Source organism: Streptomyces guryensis, assembly GCF_021261325.1.
Taxonomy (GTDB): Bacteria; Actinomycetota; Actinomycetes; order Streptomycetales; family Streptomycetaceae; genus Streptomyces; species Streptomyces guryensis.
Genome location: NZ_JAJSBI010000019.1, coordinates 157,060 through 174,967 on the forward strand (window position 1 = coordinate 157,060; position 17,908 = coordinate 174,967).

Here is a 17,908-nt window from a genome sequence, read left to right on the forward strand (position 1 = left end):
GAAAGGCGAACTAGTGAGGGTGGCGTGGTGTCGGCGTGCACACGTTCGACGTCACACTCCGCAGACTACCGCTCACAGCCCGAAGCGACGCTGGAGGTCTCCCAGCTGTCCGGGAAGGCGCGGTGAGCCGGCTTGCTGTGAAGGCCCTGTGTGTGCCCCGCCGCCGGGTACCCCGGGCTCCGGCGGAACCGCCCCCGTGGCCTGCTCGGCCATGAGGGTTTCCGAGGACTGCAGCAGGACCGTGCCGGCCCCTACGAACTCGAACTGATGCTCCTCCCCGGAGGCCCCGCCGAGGCCCGTCATCGCACGTAGACCGCCCATGACGCCCGTCAGGTAGCCGTGGTCGTAGTGGTGGCACGGCGACGGGCAGTCGGCCCAGCCGACGAGCGCCTGCGGGTCCACCCGGATCGGGGGCTCCATGAACACCACCGGACCGTTAGATGCGGCTACGAACTTTCCGGTTCCGATCAGTGTCAGAAAACCAGGCACGATCGATTGCTTGAGCGCGAGACTTGGCTGAAAAGCGAGCAGATTGCCGGAGCGAATGGTCAGGTTGCCGTCTTCGAGGTCGTACGAGTTCACGTCGAAGGCCCGGTCGGCGAGGAGCATCTTGCCCGAGCCCTCCGCCACGACCCAGTCGCTCGCGTGCAGTGGCGAATGAAAGGACGTACGGACAAGGCGGTCGAGCCGGCCGTGGCCGATGCCGTTGAACTCCATCGAGCCGTAGTAGGCGATCATCTTCCCCTTCTGCAGGAACCACTGGCTCCCCTTGAGCTCCACGCAGAAGGTGTACTTGTTGACGTTGTCGTCGACCGGCAGCGTCATCGGGTCGAAGACCGTCGGGCCGCCCGGAGTCCCGTACCCGCTCACAGCTTCTCCTCCGAGGCCTGGACGTACACCGCGCCGTTTCCGCTGAGCTCCAGCTGGAAGGCCTCCCCGGAGCCGCGGCCCACCATGTCGCGCCAGCCCAGCGCCGAGGACAGCTTGTTGCGTACGTCGCCGTGGTGGGCGACGTACGCCTGGGGGTCGACGTGCACGGGCCGCTGGGGGGTGATCGGGATCTCGAAGACGCCGCCGTGGGCCATCACGGCCACCGACCCGTGTCCCTTGAGGGTGGTCGTGAACAACCCCTGGCCGGTGACCTGGCCGCGGACCATGCCCATGACGCCGCCCTGCGAGCCCATGAACATCGTGCCCTGCTGGAGCGTGCCCTCGAAGGCGAGCAGGCGGTCCGCCTCCACGTAGAGGGTGTCTCCGGTGAGGTTGATGACCTGGACGTGGTGGCCGCCGTGCCCGAACAGGACGGTGCCGCTGCCCTCGACGGACATCAGGGGTGTCGCCTCATTGGCCACTCGCCGCCCGATCATCGACATGATCCCGCCCTGGCCGCCCTGGATGTTGGGCGTGAAGGACACCTCGCCCTTGTAGGCGAGCATCGCGCCGCGCTGGCTGAACCACCGCTGGCCCGGCTGGATGGTCGCCTCGACCATCTTGGAGTTGATCTCGCGCAGTGCCATGTCACACATCACCCGCGATCGTGTTCCGCTCGCTCGGCTGTACGTACACCAGCCCGTCCCCCTCGAACCGGATCTGGAAGGCCTCGCCGCCGCCCTCGCCGAAGAACGTGCGGAACGTCACGCCGGACTGGAAGGACTGCCGCAGGTTCCCCTGGTGCGCGATGTAGGCGCCGGGGTCGACGGTCAGCGGGTACTGCGCGCTCACCCGCAGCACCACCGCCGGGCCGTCCGACATGATCGCCGCCTGGCCGTGGCCCTCGACGGTCGTCGTGAACAGCCCGTTGCCCTGCGAGGCGCCGCGCAGCCCGGTGAAGGTCGTGCCCGTCCTGAGGCCGGCGTCGGTCGCGAGCAGATTGCTCGACTCCACGTACAGCTTGTCCCCCTGGAGACTCACGAGGTTGATCTCGGAGGCCCGGTCCGCGAACCAGCACGTCCCGTGCCCCTTCACCTCCATCACGGTCATCTGCTCACCGGTGAGCCGCCGGGTCACCATGCCCCTGAGGCCCTCACCGCCGCCGCTCATCTTCTTGAAGGCCATCTGCCCGTCGTACGCGACCATCGAGCCGTTCTTCGCCTTAACGGCGTCCCCGGTCATGTCGACGGCGAGCACCTTGCTGCCTTGGAGTCGAAACATCGCCACGCTGCGAAAGGTAGCCGCCGGGCGGGTGCACCGCACAGGGCCCGGGGGTGGAGACACACCCTGACCGCACCCCTAGGGGAACCGTTTGTCACAATGGGCGGACGCTTGTGCTTCCGTTCACAAAGAGCGATCCGTCTCCCACCGAAGGTGACCCGTGGACATCAAGACCGCCACCGCCCTCCGCCGCCTGCGCCTCGTCTCGGCTCCGGAGGCCGTGTCCTTCCTCCTCCTGCTGGTCTGCTCCGTGTTGAAGCGGACCACGGACTTCAACGCGGTCCCGGTGATGGGCATGGTCCACGGCGTCCTGTTCATCCTGTACGTGATCTTCTGGGCCGACGCCTGGAACCGTACGAAGTGGGACAAGAAGACCGCGGGGCTCTACTTCCTCCTCTCCGTCCTGCCGACCGGCGGCTTCTTCGCCGAGCGCAAGCTCAAGCGCGCCGCCGAGGACGCCGTCATCGCCTCCCGCGCGCGCCAGGAAGGAATCGTGAACGCATGATCGTCGCCTTCTCAGTGACGCCGCTGGGGGTCGGTGACGAGGTCGGGGAGTATGTCGCCGACGCCGTCCGTGTCGTCCGCGACTCCGGCCTGCCCCACCGCACCGACGCGATGTTCACGAGCATCGAGGGCGAGTGGGACCAGGTGATGGAGGTCGTCAGGCGCGCCGTCGCCGCGGTCGAGGAGCGGGCGCCGCGCGTGTCCCTGGTCCTCAAGGCGGACATCCGCCCCGGAGTGACCGACGGTCTCACCGCGAAGGTGGAGACGGTGGAGCGTTATCTCGCCGGGTGACACTCCTCGGCATGGAGAACCCCGGGCCCGCGCGGTCCGGGGTTTTCTTGTGCCACATGTTTGAGCGATCGCTCAAGAAGGTGTAGGTTCACGGTCAAGCGACTTGAGCAGTCGCTCAAACAACGCGCCTGACCTGGGGGATTCGCATGGGCCGCTCAGGGCTCTACATAGAGGCACGCATCCGCGCCGACCTCGACGAACTGTGGTCACGTACGCAGGAGCCGTCCCAGCATCAACGCTGGGACCTCCGCTTCACCGAGATCGACCACCTCCCGCGCGCGGAGGGCGAACCGCAGCATTTCCGGTACGCCACACGCGTGCTGCCCTTCCTCACGGTCGCCGGCACCGGAGTCTCGGCGGGCGAGCGGGAGCGCCCGGACGGGACCCGTACGTCCGCTCTCCGGTTCGGCTCGGCCCATCCGCTCTCGCTGCTGGCCGAGGGCGGCGGGTACTGGCGCTACATCCCCGACGGAGACGGAGTCCGCTTCCTCACCGGCTACGACTACCGGCCCCGCTGGGGCGGCTTCGGAGCGCTCGCCGACCGGCTTCTGTTCCGTCCGCTGATGGGCTGGGCGACTGCCTGGTCCTTCGACCGGCTCCGGCTCTGGCTGGAGCACGGGATCACTCCGGAGCGGGCGCGGGCGAACTGGCTGGCCGAGCTGCTGGTGCGAGCCCTGGTGATCGTCCTCGCCGGCACGGGCTTCGGCTGCGGCGGTCTGCTGCGGCTGGCCGGGCCGTTCGCCCCGCTGTTCTTCTACGCCACACCCTTGCTGGCGGTGGTCGCCCTGGCGCTGGCTCTCTTCGCGCCGCCGCTGTCCGCCACCCCGGCCGCCCGCCGCTGTCTGCGTACGCCGCCCACGCGCGTGCGTGCGCCCCGGCTTCTGCACACCCTGGAGAGCCACCGATGACGGAGAAGTCCACGAACTCGGCCAAGTGCACGAACTCGGCCAAGGCGACGAACTCGACCCCCGCGGACGCCTCGGCGCACTCGATCTTCCGCACGGTCATGGGCGCGGACTTCGACCGCCTCCACCCCCAGCTGCAGCGCCGCTTCTCGGTCGGCCTGGCGAGCGGGGAGGCCTGCACCGGCCGCGGGGTGATGGACCGCGTCTGGCACGGCGGATCCTTCGTGAAGCCCTTTCTCGCGCTCGGCACCACGCGCAACATCCTCGTCCCGCGACCGGGCCGTCATGTTCCCTTCGTGATCGAGAATGTCCCCTACGCCGACACCTTCGGGCGTGAGACGGTGACCTTCGTGCGCACCTTCGACCTGCCCGGACGTTCCCGGCGCTTCGACGCCCAGATGGTGCTGAGCCCGCGCGGGGACCGCATCCTGGACTACCTCGGGACCCACCAGCACCTGGCCAGCGACCTGTACTTCAGTGCCGAGCCGGACGGGTCGCTGCTGATCCGGTCCGGCGAACACCGGTTCCGGGAGGGGGCGGTGGACGTACGTGTGCCGGAGCTGATCGGGGCGAGCGCCGAGGTGCGGGAGTCCTTCGACGATGTGGCCGGGCGCTTCCGTATCCGGGTCCGGGTGGTGAACAAGTACTTCGGGCCCCTGTTCGGCTACGACGGGTCCTTCGAGGTGACGTACACGGACATCCGGACCTGTGGCGTGCGGCCCGGGCTGCGGCCCGTGCGCGAGGAGCGGCGCGCGTGAGTCCCGAGACGGCGAAGTCCCGGGAAACCAAGGCCAAACTCCTGGAGGGGGCGTTGCGCACGCTCACCGAGCAAGGGATCGCGAAGGTGTCGGCCCGCACGATCGCGACGGCGGCCGGGGTGAACCAGGCGCTCGTCTTCTACCACTTCGGCTCGGTGGACGAACTGCTCGCGGCGGCCTGCCGATACGGCGCGGAGCAGTCGGTGGCGCGATACCGGGAACGGTTCTCCGCGGTGACGTCGCTGTCCGAACTGCTCGCCATGGGGCGGGAGATGCACGAGGCGGAGCGTGCCGGGGGGCATGTCGCCCTGCTCGGGCAGCTGTTGGCGGGGGCGCAGACCCACGCGTCGCTGGGACCGGCCACCGCCGCGGGGCTCGACCTGTGGATCGCGGAGATCGAGAAGGTGCTGACGCGGGTGCTGGCGGACACACCGCTGGGGGAGTTCGCGGATCCTGCGGGGCTGGCGCGGGCTGTGGCGGCTGCGTTCGTGGGGATCGAGTTGTACGAGGGGGTGGATGCGGAGGGGGCTTCGGCGGCGTTGGACGCGCTGGAGCAACTGGGGGTTGTGGTGGCCGTGTTGGAGGAGCTCGGGCCGGTGGGGCAGCGGGCGGTGCGGCATCGGTTGCGGCGGGTGGGGCGGCGCTGACGGGGTGGGTGCCGGGGTGTTCTCCCGCCCCCGCCGCCCCTGCCCGTCCCGGGGCGCTGCCCCGGAGTCCTGCTGGGGGCTCTGCCCCCAGGCCCCCGGTCGGCCTGAACGGCCTCGTCCTCAAACGCCGGACGGGCTGGAAGACCGATCCCCGCCCGGTGAAGATCAGCTCCGCCCGGCGGGAGTCGGCCCCCGCCGCCCCGGAACCGCCGTCGAACAACCCGCCTGGACGCCCCCAGGTCGCCGTGCCCCCGGAACTCCACTTTTGTAGGGGGTGATCGGTATTCGTCCGCCGGTCACACCTCAATCACTGGAGGGCGCCGTGCAGTCGGAGGGCTACGCATACGACACCCACAGCCGACTGGCCGGACCCCTGACGGAGCCGACCGACGCGTCGTACCAGGTGCAGTACATCTCGCTCCTCTCCAGTGAGCCACGGCGAATACAGGCCGTGCTCCTGATGACCCTTGCCCCGGTGCTCACCGGGACCCTGCTCGTCTACCTGGTCTGGCCCACCCACTGGGTGGAGCGGGACGGCGGTGAGAGCTGGCTGGTCGGGCTCGACGTCACGATGCTGGTATCCATCGGGCTGATCGAGCTGTTCATGGTGGTCAACGTCGCCTCCGTCGCACATGCCACGCTGGTCGCCCGTGATCCCGTTCCGGTCGTTCCGGAGGCCGGTACCCGCGTCGCGTTTCTCACCACGTACGTCCCGGGCAAGGAACCCCTGTCGATGGTCCGCGCCACCCTTGAGGGAGCCGTCCGCATCACCCACGCCGGGCCCGGCAGCGTCCTCGACATATGGCTCCTCGACGAGGGCGACGACGAGCAGGCGAAGGCCCTGTGCGCGGAGCTCGGGGTCCGGCACTTCACCCGGCGCGGCGTGGCGCGGTGGAACCAGGCCGCGGGCGTCCACAAGGCCCTGACCAAGCACGGCAACTACAACGCCTGGATCGCCGTGCACGGCGACGCGTACGACTTCTTCGCCTCCGTCGACACGGACCACGTCCCGCGCCCCAATTTCCTGGAGCGGATGATGGGGTACTTCCGGGATCCCGATGTCGCCTTCGTGGTCGGGCCTCAGGTGTACGGGAACTATGCCGACCATCCCGTCACCAAGGCCGCCGAGTCGCAGCAGTTCCTCTTCCACGCGCTGATCCAGCGGGCCGGGAACCGGTACCGCTCGCCCATGTTCGTCGGCACGAACAACGTGGTGCGGATCGCCGCCGTGAAGCAGATAGGCGGGCTGTACGACTCCATCACCGAGGACATGGCCACCGGGTTCGAGATACACCAGCGGCGCAACCCCGTCACGGGCAACCACTGGCGGTCCGTGTACACCCCGGACGTACTCGCCGTCGGAGAGGGGCCCGCCTCCTGGACGGACTTCTTCACGCAGCAGATGCGCTGGTCACGGGGGACCTACGAGACGCTGCTCAAGCAGTACGGGAAAGCGCTGTTCAGGATGGCTCCGGGGCGGCTGTTCTCGTACACCATGATGCTTGTCTACTACCCGATGACGGCCGTCAACTGGTTTCTCGGCATCCTGAGTTGTGTGCTCTTCCTCTGGTTCGGGGCCTCCGGCACACAGGTCGCGTCCTCGGTGTGGCTGATGCTCTACAGCGACGCCGCCGCGCTGCAGATCGGGCTGTACCTGTGGAACCGGCGGCACAACATCTCGCCCCATGAGCCGGAGGGGTCCGGCGGTCTCGCCGGCATGGTCATGTCGGCCCTGGCCGCGCCGATCTACCTCAAGTCCTTCGGCGAGGCGCTCACCCGCCGGCCCAGCAGGTTCGTCGTGACCCCCAAGGGCGCGGACGCCAGTGCCGACCGGCTGCTCACCTTCCGTATCCACCTCTTCTGGGCGGCCCTCCTCGCGGCCTCCCTGGCAGCCTCTGTCGTCCTGGACCACACCCATGCGGCCATGCGCACCTGGGCCGTCCTGGCCATGGCCATCTCGCTCGCACCGGTCGCGGTGTGGTGCTCCACGCTCCTCAAGGAGCGGCGGGAGCGGCACGCACCGCACCGGACCGCTCGTGCCGTCGACGGCACGGAGCCCGTCCTCGCCGCCGGCGTCGCAGGCTCCCCGGTCTCCGGATCCACGACAGGAGGCAACTAGCGCCATGTCCCGGAACGCTGAGAACAAGTACCGGAAGAACCCCAGGAACAGGGCGACCAGAAGGGCCGCCCTCGGGGTCGGGGGCATCGTGGTCCTGGCCGGTCTCAACGCCCCTGCCGCGGTCGAGTTCGCCGATGCGGAGTACCACGAATACAAGATCGCCCAGCCTGAGTACCAGGCGAAGTACGGCTCCTGGAGCCGTGTCGACATTCCCGCGAAGTACCGCACCAACGCCATCCACGCGGCGCTTCTGCACACCGGCAAGGTGCTGATCGTCGCCGGGTCCGGCAACGAGCAGAGGAAATTCAACGCCGGATCCTTCGACACCGTCCTGTGGGACCCGAAGGCGAACACCTTCAAGAAGATCCCCACCCCCGCCGACTTCTTCTGCTCCGGCCACACCCAACTCCCCGACGGGCGGCTCCTCGTGGCCGGCGGCACCGCCCGCTACGAACTGCTCGACGGCGAGGTCAAACGGGCCGGCGGCGGAATGCGGGTCAAGAACGAGAGCGCCGTCAAGGCGGTCTTCCTGAAGAAGGGCACCCGCTTCCGCTCGCCCGCGGGCGTCGAGTACGTCAGCAGGTTCGACGTCACCGTCCCGAAGGCCAGGCCCGCAGCCGGCGCGGTCGGCGCGGTCGGCGCCGCCGGCGCGGTGCGGCCCGGGCAGGCCGCGGCCCCGGCCCCGGTGGTGGCGGGCGAGGCCCGGGTCTTCGTCGAGGCCGTCGAAGCCGGCCCGCTGTCCGTCACCGAGAAGCAGGCGCAGTACGACATCGTCGGGCTGACCGGCAAGGACGCGGCCAACACCTACGGGCTGAGCGAGAAGATCACCCTCGACAAGCAGGACTTCCAGGGGATCCGCACCGCCTACGAGTTCGATCCCGTGGCCGAGCGTTACGTGCCCGTCGACCCGATGCAGAAGGCCCGCTGGTACCCGACGCTCGTCGGACTCGACGACGGACGGGTGCTCGCCGTCTCCGGACTGGACGACGTCGGCATGATCGACCCCGGGGACAACGAGATCTACGACCCGAGGACCAAGAAGTGGTCCCCCGGCCCGAAGCGGTACTTCCCCACGTACCCCGCGCTCTTCCTGACCAAGGGCGGCAAGCTCTTCTACACGTCCTCCAACGCCGGTTACGGGCCCGCCGACCAGGGGCGGGAACCGGGGCTGTGGGACCTGAGGACCAACACCTTCCGGAAGGTGCCGGGGCTGCGCGACCCCGACGAGACGGAGACCTCCTCCTCCCTGCTGCTGCCGCCCGCGCAGGACCAGAAGGTGATGATCCTGGGCGGCGGAGGCGTCGGCGAGTCCAGGAGGTCGACCCCGCGCACGGCCGTCGTGGATCTGAAGCAGGACAACCCGGTCTTCAAGGACGGGCCCGACCTCCCCCAGGGCACCCGGTACCTGAACAGCGTGATCATGCCGGACGACTCGGTGTTCACCACCAACGGCTCCGAGGACTACCGCGGCCGCAGCGCCAGCAACATCTTCAAGGCGCAGTTCTACGACCCGAAGAGCAACGCCTTCCACGAGGCGGCCGCGCCGACCGTCGGTCGCAACTACCACTCCGAGGCACTGCTGCTGCCCGACGGCCGGGTCGCCACCTTCGGCTCCGACCCGCTCTTCGACGACCAGCAGAACACCAAGCTCGGCCACTTCGAGCAGCGCATGGAGGTCTTCACACCGCCCGCGCTGCATCGCAACGGCAAGAACCGCCCCGTACTGGAGGGCGGCCCCCGGGAGCTCGGCAAGGACCGCCGGGCGACCTACCGCACCGACCACCCCGAACGGGTGGCGAAGGCCCGGCTCATGCGGCCCAGCGCGGTCACCCACACGACCGACGTCGAGCAGCGCTCCATCGAACTCGGCCTGACCAAGGACACGCACTCGGTGACGGTCGACGTACCGGACGACCGGGCCCTGGTGCCGCCCGGCTGGTACATGCTGTTCGTGACGGACGCGCAGGGCACGCCGTCCGAGGCCAGGTGGATCCAGGTGAAGTGACCCGGTCCGCAAGCCCGGTCCGCAAGCCCGGTCCGCAAGCCCGGTCCGCAAGCCCGGGCCGTCGGCCCGACCGGGTGCTACGGCTTGGAGTTGCGGGCCAGTTCCAGGGCGTACTCCGGCCACCACTTCCCCGCGGCCGGCCCGCTCCCGCAGGTCCCGTCGGACTCCCCGGGCCGCTTGATCCACAGGTAGGCGTCGAGGACGGGGTCGCCGGTGTCGGTCGTCGGGCGGGTGCCCAGCGCGCGGCCGGGCGGGTTGCACCAGGCGCCGGGCAGGGGGCCGTTGCCGTTGCGGCTGGTGTCGACGACGAAGTGCTTGCCGCCGAGGTCGCCGGAGAGTTCGAGGCCGTACGCCTTGGTGAGTTCGTCCGTCTGGAAGTTGGAGACGTTGAGGGAGAAGCCGTCGGCGTGCTCGATGCCCGCCTGCTTGAGCGGATCGACCAGTTTCCAGGGGTCGCGGATCCACGCCGGGTTGCCCGCGTCGAGGTACACCTTGGTGTTCGGCTGCTGCTTCAGACGGACGACCGCCTCGTTCAGCAGCTGCTCGCGCTCGTCGTGGTACCCCGCCGGTGTGCAGCCGTCCACGATGTGGGCGACCGCGTCCGGTTCGAGGACGACCAGGGCCTTGCCGTCCCCGAGCGCGTCCGCGAACTTCCCGATCCACTCCCGGTAGGCGTCCGCGTCGGCCGCGCCGCCCGCGGAGTGCTGGCCGCAGTCGCGGTGCGGGATGTCGTACGCCACGAAGAGCGCCGTGCGGTTCTCCTCGGCCGCGGACTCGGTGGCCGCCTTCACGATGGGGCCGGGGTCGATCTCGCCGGCCGGCCACAACGCCTCCGGTTCGTCCGCGATCCGCTTGAGCACGTGCGCGTCCTGGGCCCGGCCCGCCTTTCGCCACTCCTTGATCTGCTTGGCGGCGGGGCTGTCCGGGTCGACCCAGAAGTCCATGGCGCCCGCGCGGGCCGCCTTCTTCGAGGCGCTGCCCGCCGCGGCGGCGGCATCGATGTCGGACGCGGACGAGCAGCCCGCCGCAAGCCCGAGGACCGCGAGAGCCGCGAGAGTGTGGATCAGCCGGGACATGCTGCTCCCTGGGGCGAAGGTGACATTTAATGATGATTCGTCAGTAATCGTTGCACAAGGGAATTGAGGCTGCCGGGTTCGACATGGCAGCCGGGCTACCGGTCAGACGTCCGACGACATCAGCGCCATGCCCAGCGGTGTCCGCTCGTACAGCACCTGATGGCCGTACCGGCGGGCGGTGAGCAGTCCGGCGTCCCGCAGCAGCGTCAGGTGTGCGTAGACGGAGGACGGGGCCAGGTCCAGGCGGTGGGCGAGGGCGCTGGTGGTGGCGGGCTCGTCGAGTGCGGCGAGCACGGCCGCCCGTCGGCGGCCGAGCAGCAGTACGAGAACGTCCGAGGCGCGGTGGGCGGGCCCGGCCCACAGGCCGCCGGTGCCGCGCGCCGGACAGGCGAGCGTCGGCTGCCACGGGGGATCGAAGGTGCTGACCACGTCGGGCCAGATGAAGACGCTCAGCATCAGGACCAGGCGCTGACCGCCGAGCCGCCGCTCGTGCTCGCCCTTGAACTCGACGGTCAGCGCGTGCCGGCCGAACCGCCGGTTGATCTCCGGCAGCAGTCCGCCGGGCCCGGCCTCGGCCAGCCGCCGCGAGTGGAAGGTGACGTCGGCCTCCAGCAGGGTGCGGAGCCGGGGCCGGTCCGCGGCGACAAGGGCGCGCCAGGCCTCCTCCATTGCGTCCGGCAGTTCCTCGACCATGCGGGTGGGGTCCTTCAGCCGCCTCCGGGCCCGCGGGGGGTCGAGGGCGCCCGGGGGGCCGGCGCGCTGGGCGCGGTGTGCTGCGTGCTGCTCGCCGCTGAGGCCCGGCGGACCGAAAGGCGAGACGGGGCTGACCACCATGTGACCGGCCGGTAAGGTCGGTTCCGTGTCGAAGCCGCTCAGTCTTCCTTTCGATCCGATCGCCCGCGCCGACGAACTCTGGAAGCAGCGCTGGGGAAACGTACCGTCCATGGCGGCCATCACATCGATCATGCGCGCGCACCAGATCCTGCTCGCCGAGGTCGACTCGGTGGTCAAGCCGTACGGGCTGACGTTCGCGCGGTACGAGGCGCTGGTGCTGCTCACCTTCTCCAAGGAGGGCGAGCTGACGATGTCGAAGATCGGCGAGCGGCTCATGGTGCACCCCACGTCGGTGACGAACACCGTCGACCGCCTGGTGAAGTCGGGCCTGGTGGCCAAGCGGCCCAACCCCAACGACGGGCGCGGCACCCTCGCCTCCATCACCGACAAGGGCCGCGAGGTCGTCGAGGCGGCCACCCGCGACCTGATGGCGATGGACTTCGGCCTCGGGGCGTACGACGCCGAGGAGTGCGCGGAGATCTTCGCGATGCTGCGGCCGCTGCGGGTGGCAGCGAGCGACTTCGCCGAGGACTGACCCGGCCCAAGATCTCCCGGAACGGGCGGTTACGCTCGACGCCATGAAGAAGAGCGTGCTGACCCGCTACCGCGTCATGGCCTACGTCACCGGTGTGCTGCTGGTCCTGCTGTGCCTGAGCATGATCGCCAAGTACGGCCTGGAGGTCGGTGGTGCCGCGGACTTCACCCGCGTCGTCGCCATCGCGCACGGCTGGCTCTACGTGGTCTACCTGATCTTCGCCTTCGACCTGGGCTCCAAGGCGAAGTGGCCGGTGGGCAAGCAGCTGTGGGTGCTGCTCGCCGGGACCATTCCGACGGCCGCCTTCTTCGTCGAGCGGAAGATCAGCCACGAGCTGGAGGCGAAGCTCACCGAAGGTTCGCCCGCGGTCGCCAAGGTCTGACGATCACCGAGGTGACGGCCGCCGGGCCGCCGTGGGCCAGACCCTTGTAGGTCACCGTCCGCGACGGCCCGAGCTCGTCCGCGAGCTGCTGCGCCGGCGCCGAGCCCTGCCGGAACAGCCGGTCCCATTCGGCGTCGTACCTGCCCTCCTCCCGGTCCCGCACGTCCAGGTCGAGCGTGTCATCGATGCTCCGCGCCCACCCGTACAGACCGGCGACCAGGCCGTCGGACAGATCCAGCGCGGCTGCGGGATCGTCGGGGAGGAAGTCCCCGAACCCGTCGGAACGCAGCGGACCGTACTTGAACTCGCCCTCGACCGTGATGTCGACGGGGTGCGGCGGGCTGGCGTGGCCGTCGCGTTCCCAGTGGAGACGGTCGCAGCCCCAGCACAGCCCCTTCACCGTGCGTCGGCCTTCGTCCCAGTAGCGGACCGCCCAGGAAGGGCCGAGGTGCCGGGCCGGGCGCTGGGCCGTCGGCAGGCCCCGTTCGTCGTGCGGAGGGCCGGACAGGGACCAGGAGCGCAGGGCCTCCAAGAGGTCCGCGGGCAGGGCGAGAGCGGTGTCCTCCAGCGCCGAGCCGACGGTGAAGGAATCGGGGTCCTCGTAGGTCCTCGTCCCACCGGCCGCCCGCGGGCGGCTCGTACAGCGGGGACGGCTCGCCCCGGGCCTGCACGAGCAGGTGGCGTGGTTCTTCAGGCGTCATACGCCACAAGGTAGGGCTTTTCCGATAACGTGCCGACGTTTCGGATCGGGCGGCCGCCCGCTGGCCGCCCTCGACATTTACTAGGACGTCCTAGTAAATTCGAGGGTATGGACGCTGACGCCATCGAGGAGGGCCGCCGTCGCTGGCAGGCCCGGTACGACGCTTCGCGCAAGCGTGAGGCCGACTTCACCACGCTCTCCGGGGATCCCGTGGAGCCGGTGTACGGGCCCCGGCCGGGGGACACGTACGACGGGTTCGAGCGGATCGGGTGGCCGGGGGAGTACCCCTTCACGCGCGGGCTGTATCCGACCGGCTACCGAGGGCGTACGTGGACCATCCGGCAGTTCGCCGGGTTCGGGAACGCCGAGCAGACCAACGAGCGCTACAAGATGATCCTCGCCAACGGCGGGGGCGGTCTGTCCGTCGCCTTCGACATGCCCACCCTCATGGGGCGCGACTCCGACGATCCGCGCTCGCTCGGCGAGGTCGGGCACTGCGGGGTCGCCATCGACTCCGCCGCCGACATGGAGGTCCTGTTCAAGGACATCCCGCTGGGCGACGTGACGACGTCCATGACCATCAGCGGGCCGGCCGTCCCCGTCTTCTGCATGTACCTCGTGGCCGCCGAGCGGCAGGGTGTGGATCCGGGGGTGCTCAACGGCACGCTCCAGACCGACATCTTCAAGGAGTACATCGCGCAGAAGGAGTGGCTGTTCCAGCCGGAACCCCATCTGCGGCTGATCGGCGACCTGATGGAGTACTGCGCGGCCGGGATCCCCGCGTACAAGCCGCTGTCCGTCTCCGGCTACCACATCCGCGAGGCCGGCTCGACGGCCGCGCAGGAACTGGCGTACACGCTGGCCGACGGGTTCGGGTACGTCGAGCTGGGCCTGAGCCGCGGGCTGGACGTGGACGTCTTCGCGCCCGGGCTGTCCTTCTTCTTCGACGCGCACGTCGACTTCTTCGAGGAGATCGCGAAGTTCCGTGCGGCCCGGCGCATCTGGGCGCGGTGGATGCGGGACGTGTACGGGGCGAGGTCCGAGAAGGCGCAGTGGCTGCGCTTCCACACGCAGACCGCCGGTGTCTCCCTGACCGCCCAGCAGCCGTACAACAACGTCGTGCGTACGGCCGTGGAGGCGCTGGCGGCGGTGCTCGGCGGGACCAACTCGCTGCACACCAACGCCCTGGACGAGACCCTCGCGCTGCCGAGCGAGCAGGCGGCGGAGATCGCGCTGCGCACCCAGCAGGTGCTGATGGAGGAGACCGGGGTCGCCAACGTGGCCGATCCGCTGGGCGGTTCGTGGTTCGTCGAGCAGCTGACGGACCGGATCGAGGCGGAGGCGGAGAAGATCTTCGAGCGGATAAGGGAGCGCGGGCTGCGGGCGCATCCCGACGGACAGCACCCCATCGGTCCGATCACCTCCGGGATCCTGCGCGGGATCGAGGACGGGTGGTTCACCGGGGAGATCGCCGAGTCGGCCTTCCGGTACCAGCAGGCGCTGGAGAAGGGCGACAAGCGGGTCGTGGGCGTGAACGTCCACCACGGGTCCGTCACCGGCGATCTGGAGATCCTGCGGGTCAGCCATGAGGTGGAGCGGGAGCAGGTGCGGGTGCTCGCGGCACGGAAGGCCGGGCGGGACGAGGCGGCGGTGCGTTCCGCCCTGGACGGCATGCTCGACGCCGCGCGCTCGGGCGCGAACATGATCGGGCCGATGCTGGACGCCGTACGCGCGGAGGCGACCCTCGGCGAGATCTGCGGGGTGCTGCGGGACGAGTGGGGGGTGTACACCGAGCCGGCGGGGTTCTGAGGGCCGGAGCCGCAGAAGAGTTTATGGAAATGTGACCTGCCTCCTTTTCCACGATCGTTCCCGTGCATAACATCGCCCCGTCGACTCTGCCGATCCCCAGGGGAACTGACGGTGCGTAAGCTTTTCAGGCCCAGGGTGTGCCGGGCCGCCGTGGCGATCGCGGTGGCCCTGCTGCCGTGTGCCGCGCTGGCCCCGGTCGCCTCCGCCCATGGCGGTCGTCCGGCTCCGGCCAACCCGGCCGCCGCGCGGCTCGACGCCTACTGGAGCGCGGCGCGGCTCACGGCCGCGCGGCCCGTCGACACGGGTCTGGAGGCGGACTCCGCGCCCTCCAACCTGGAGACGGACTCGGTCTCCTCCACCTCCTCCTCGGCGGTGGACGGTCCCCGACCGGGCGAGTACATCCCGCCCAGCCACAGCTTCGACGGCATGTCCCAGGTCGGAACCTTCTTCTGGACCGACGTCAGCGGCACCGGGCGCAGCTGCAGCGGCTCCGTGGTGCGCAGCTCCGGGCGCGACCTGGTGCTCAGCGCCGGCCACTGTCTGCGCGGCTACTCCGGCACCTCCCCCCGCCGCAACCTGGCCTTCGTGCCGCGCTACCACGACGGACAGAAGCCGTACGGAGTCTTCCCGGTGCGCGCGAACGGCGTCTACGTCCCGCAGGAGTACTACGACCTGAAGGAGCACGCGGGCGCCGAGTACGACTACGGCTTCGCGGTCACCGAGCCCAACCAGGACGGGACGTCGCTGGAGGACGCGACCGGCGGGGTGCAGCTGCTCACCGACACCGGGTACCACCACGCCGCCGTGCGGATGATCGGCTACCCGGGAGGAGCGGACAAGCCGCTGGAGTGCTGGAGCCGGACCACCCGCTGGGACAGCGACGACCCCGCCGACCCGGGCAGCTTCCCGCGCATCGCCTGTGACGCGTTCGTGGACGGCACCAGCGGCGGACCGATGCTGGTGCCGTGGCCGGGCGGCTGGGCGGTGATCGGGGTCATCGGCGGCTACCACACCGGCGGTTACACCCCCCAGATCTCCTACAGCGCCTACTTCGGCAAGAGCGTCCGGGCCCTGTACGGCGACGCCGTCACCGGTGCCCCGCCGGCGGGCCCGACGTCCTAGGGCGGCGAACACCGCTACGGCTGCCGGGTCTCCGCTCCGAGGCCGCCGAGGAGCAGTGCCGTGAAGTCGCGTACCCAGTCCTGGTCGGCGGCGTGGCCGCTCACCAGGGTGCGGTGGACCACCGCACCCGCGACCACGTCGAAGATGAGGTCGACCGTGCGGGCGGCTTCCTCCGGGTCGGTCTCGGGGGGCAGTTCGCCGCGGCCCTGGGCGCGGGAGCGGCCCTCCAGGACCAGTCTCTTCTGGCGCTCCACGACCGAGGAGCGGATCCGCTCGCGCAGGGCGTCGTCGCGGGTCGACTCCGCGACCACCGCCATCAGGCCGCTCGCCGCCTCCGGGCGGGCCAGGATCGCCGCGAACTGCAGGACCACGCCCTCGATGTCGGCGGCCAGGGAGCCGCGGTCGGGGAGGACGAGTTCGTCGAAGAGCTCCGCGACGGCATCGACCACCAGCTCGTTCTTGCCCGCCCAGCGGCGGTAGAGGGTCGTCTTCGCAACCCCGGCCCGCGTCGCCACGTCTCCCAGGGTGAGCTTCGACCAGCCCTGCTCCACCAGGGCCTCCCGGGTGGCCGCGAGGATCGCGGCGTCCGCCTCGGCGCTGCGCGGGCGTCCCGAGGCGCGGGTGGCGGGAGTGCGGCTCTGCATACCACGACCATAACCGGCGGTTCCTGTGAGGCCGTGAGGGAGATCACCGGGGGGTGGTACCCGGGAGGCACCCAGTGCCATTACGCTACGACTCGTAGCGAAAGCTCGTGAGTGACTCCATGGGCGGCGACCACTGGCGTGGGGTGGGGACCCGGCGTCGAACAGAACGCAACAGGACCGGCTTTCTCAACGCACGGGGGTCCGGGGGTTTCCCCCGGGGTATGCAGCACTCATGCGCGGGAACGGGGGAGGATAGACGCATGCAGCCACGGAACATGTCCATGAGCGGAGTCGTCGACCTCGCCGCGGTGAAGGCGGCCCAGGAGGCCAAGGCGAAGGCGGAGCAGGCGCGCGCCGAAGCGGCCCGGCAGGGCGGCGCCCCCGGCGCCGTCTCCCCGGCCGATCTGGTGATCGACGTCGACGAGGCCGCCTTCGAGCGCGAGGTCCTGCAGCGGTCCACCGAGGTGCCCGTCGTCATCGACTTCTGGGCCGAGTGGTGCGAGCCCTGCAAGCAGCTGAGCCCCGTGCTGGAGCGGCTCGCCGTCGAGTACGACGGGCGCTTCCTCCTCGCCAGGATCGACGTCGACGCCAACCAGATGCTGATGCAGCAGTTCGGGGTCCAGGGGATCCCGGCCGTCTTCGCCGTGGTGGCGGGGCAGGCGCTGCCGCTCTTTCAGGGGGCGGCCGGTGAACAGCAGATCCGGCAGACCCTCGACCAGCTCGTGCAGGTGGCCGAGCAGCGCTTCGGTCTGACCGGCCTGACCGTTGACCCCGACGCCGAGCCGGGCGGCGCCCAGGCCGCGGCCGAGGAGTTGCCGGCCGGGCCGTACGACGCGCTGCTCGAGGCGGCCGTAGGTGCCCTGGACTCGGGGGACTTCGGCGGTGCCGTGCAGGCGTACAAGAACGTGCTGAGCGAGGACCCGGGCAACCCGGAGGCCAAGTTGGGCCTCGCCCAGGCCGAGTTGCTGCAGCGGGTGGGCGGCCTCGACCCGCAGCAGGTGCGCAAGGACGCCGCCGAGAAGCCGGCCGACGCGGAGGCCCAGATCGCCGCGGCCGATCTGGATCTGGTCGGCGGCCATGTGGAGGACGCCTTCGGGCGGCTCATCGACACCGTCCGGCGCACGGTCGGTGACGACCGCGATGCGGTGCGTCTGCGACTGCTGGAGCTCTTCGAGGTCGTCGGGGCGGATGATCCGAGGGTGGCGGCGGCCCGCAGGGCCCTCGCGCGGGCGCTGTTCTGAGCGGGGCGGAAGCCCGGTTCTGACCAGTCGTTAAACACCAGGGCATGTGATGCCCGAGTGAAAGATTTGCCGGAGGAACGTCAGTGCGGCCGCGCTTTACCAAATCTTGGTAAACGCGGCCGCTGTTACTGGGAGTAAGTTCCGGGCGTTGATCTGTCGGTTTCTGTCCAACGATCAATAGTTTT

The 17,908-nt window shown here is 70.0% G+C and carries 19 protein-coding genes; 12 read left to right on the plus strand and 7 right to left on the minus strand.

Annotated features, from left to right (window positions below; genetic code table 11):
* Window positions 1-72 precede the first annotated feature (72 nt).
* From LJ657_RS31850 to LJ657_RS31860, 3 genes are read right to left on the minus strand one after another with little or no spacing between them, the layout of a single operon-like run.
* Window positions 73-870 (minus strand): AIM24 family protein, encoded by a 798-nt coding sequence (locus tag LJ657_RS31850; protein WP_232652356.1) that lies wholly within the window; start codon window positions 868-870, stop codon window positions 73-75.
* Window positions 867-1,517: an AIM24 family protein gene (locus LJ657_RS31855; RefSeq protein WP_232652399.1), complete on the minus strand. Its 651-nt coding sequence runs from the start codon at window positions 1,515-1,517 to the stop codon at window positions 867-869. Before LJ657_RS31855 ends, LJ657_RS31850 begins: the two co-directional genes overlap by 4 nt.
* 1 nt (window position 1,518) lies before the next feature.
* On the minus strand, window positions 1,519-2,151 hold the full coding sequence (locus LJ657_RS31860; RefSeq protein WP_232652400.1) for an AIM24 family protein: 633 nt from the start codon (window positions 2,149-2,151) through the stop codon (window positions 1,519-1,521).
* A gap of 160 nt (window positions 2,152-2,311) precedes the next feature.
* On the opposite strand from LJ657_RS31860, the gene LJ657_RS31865 reads away from it, so the two are divergent.
* The 7 genes from LJ657_RS31865 (at window position 2,312) to glxA (ending at window position 9,380) form a co-directional block, all read left to right on the plus strand.
* Window positions 2,312-2,656, plus strand: coding sequence for a DUF3817 domain-containing protein (locus LJ657_RS31865; RefSeq protein WP_115905837.1), 345 nt, complete (start codon window positions 2,312-2,314; stop codon window positions 2,654-2,656).
* Window positions 2,653-2,946, plus strand: a complete 294-nt coding sequence (locus LJ657_RS31870) for an MTH1187 family thiamine-binding protein (protein ID WP_232652358.1) — start codon at window positions 2,653-2,655, stop codon at window positions 2,944-2,946. The genes LJ657_RS31865 and LJ657_RS31870 overlap by 4 nt, the downstream gene beginning before the upstream one ends.
* Before the next feature lie 146 nt (window positions 2,947-3,092).
* On the plus strand, window positions 3,093-3,854 hold the full coding sequence (locus LJ657_RS31875; protein ID WP_232652359.1) for a hypothetical protein: 762 nt from the start codon (window positions 3,093-3,095) through the stop codon (window positions 3,852-3,854).
* A 98-nt stretch (window positions 3,855-3,952) separates the two neighbouring features.
* Entirely contained in the window at window positions 3,953-4,609 is a 657-nt protein-coding gene (locus LJ657_RS31880) for a DUF4166 domain-containing protein (RefSeq protein WP_232652401.1), read from the plus strand.
* Window positions 4,606-5,256 (plus strand): TetR/AcrR family transcriptional regulator, encoded by a 651-nt coding sequence (locus LJ657_RS31885; protein WP_232652361.1) that lies wholly within the window; start codon window positions 4,606-4,608, stop codon window positions 5,254-5,256. The genes LJ657_RS31880 and LJ657_RS31885 overlap by 4 nt, the downstream gene beginning before the upstream one ends.
* A 322-nt stretch (window positions 5,257-5,578) precedes the next feature.
* A complete protein-coding gene (locus tag LJ657_RS31890; protein ID WP_232652362.1) occupies window positions 5,579-7,375 on the plus strand; it encodes a glycosyltransferase family 2 protein in 1,797 nt (598 codons plus the stop codon).
* 4 nt (window positions 7,376-7,379) lie between these two features.
* A complete protein-coding gene (glxA, locus tag LJ657_RS31895) occupies window positions 7,380-9,380 on the plus strand; it encodes a radical copper oxidase GlxA (RefSeq protein WP_232652363.1) in 2,001 nt (666 codons plus the stop codon).
* A gap of 77 nt (window positions 9,381-9,457) precedes the next feature.
* Here the strand turns inward: glxA and LJ657_RS31900 are convergent, their stop codons facing one another.
* Together LJ657_RS31900 and LJ657_RS31905 are read right to left on the minus strand one after the other, a co-directional pair.
* The gene (locus tag LJ657_RS31900; RefSeq protein WP_232652364.1) at window positions 9,458-10,456 is read right to left on the minus strand and encodes a glycoside hydrolase family 6 protein; all 999 of its coding nucleotides are present in this window, start codon (window positions 10,454-10,456) and stop codon (window positions 9,458-9,460) included.
* A gap of 102 nt (window positions 10,457-10,558) precedes the next feature.
* A complete protein-coding gene (locus tag LJ657_RS31905; RefSeq protein ID WP_372487995.1) occupies window positions 10,559-11,290 on the minus strand; it encodes an ArsR/SmtB family transcription factor in 732 nt (243 codons plus the stop codon).
* Between the two features lie 25 nt (window positions 11,291-11,315).
* On the opposite strand from LJ657_RS31905, the gene LJ657_RS31910 reads away from it, so the two are divergent.
* A complete protein-coding gene (locus tag LJ657_RS31910) occupies window positions 11,316-11,825 on the plus strand; it encodes a MarR family winged helix-turn-helix transcriptional regulator (RefSeq protein ID WP_232652365.1) in 510 nt (169 codons plus the stop codon).
* Window positions 11,826-11,868: 43 nt separating this feature from the next.
* Window positions 11,869-12,207, plus strand: coding sequence for a DUF3817 domain-containing protein (locus tag LJ657_RS31915; RefSeq protein ID WP_232652366.1), 339 nt, complete (start codon window positions 11,869-11,871; stop codon window positions 12,205-12,207).
* Here the strand turns inward: LJ657_RS31915 and LJ657_RS31920 are convergent.
* Window positions 12,173-12,739, minus strand: coding sequence for a hypothetical protein (locus LJ657_RS31920; RefSeq protein ID WP_232652367.1), 567 nt, complete (start codon window positions 12,737-12,739; stop codon window positions 12,173-12,175). The genes LJ657_RS31915 and LJ657_RS31920 overlap by 35 nt on opposite strands.
* 276 nt (window positions 12,740-13,015) lie before the next feature.
* Between LJ657_RS31920 and icmA the strand changes: the two genes are divergently transcribed.
* Together icmA and LJ657_RS31930 are read left to right on the plus strand one after the other, a co-directional pair.
* Window positions 13,016-14,716 (plus strand): coenzyme B12-dependent isobutyryl-CoA mutase large subunit, encoded by a 1,701-nt coding sequence (gene icmA / locus LJ657_RS31925; protein ID WP_232652368.1) that lies wholly within the window; start codon window positions 13,016-13,018, stop codon window positions 14,714-14,716.
* A 111-nt stretch (window positions 14,717-14,827) separates the two neighbouring features.
* Window positions 14,828-15,838 carry a trypsin-like serine peptidase gene (locus LJ657_RS31930; protein ID WP_232652369.1) on the plus strand — a complete coding sequence of 337 codons (1,011 nt, stop codon included), beginning with the start codon at window positions 14,828-14,830 and terminating at the stop codon, window positions 15,836-15,838.
* A 14-nt stretch (window positions 15,839-15,852) separates the two neighbouring features.
* Here LJ657_RS31930 and LJ657_RS31935 read toward each other — a convergent pair whose 3' ends face one another.
* Window positions 15,853-16,482, minus strand: coding sequence for a TetR/AcrR family transcriptional regulator (locus tag LJ657_RS31935; protein ID WP_232652370.1), 630 nt, complete (start codon window positions 16,480-16,482; stop codon window positions 15,853-15,855).
* A 260-nt stretch (window positions 16,483-16,742) separates the two neighbouring features.
* On the opposite strand from LJ657_RS31935, the gene LJ657_RS31940 reads away from it, so the two are divergent.
* On the plus strand, window positions 16,743-17,723 hold the full coding sequence (locus tag LJ657_RS31940) for a tetratricopeptide repeat protein (RefSeq protein ID WP_232652371.1): 981 nt from the start codon (window positions 16,743-16,745) through the stop codon (window positions 17,721-17,723).
* The last annotated feature ends 185 nt before the right edge of the window (window positions 17,724-17,908 follow it).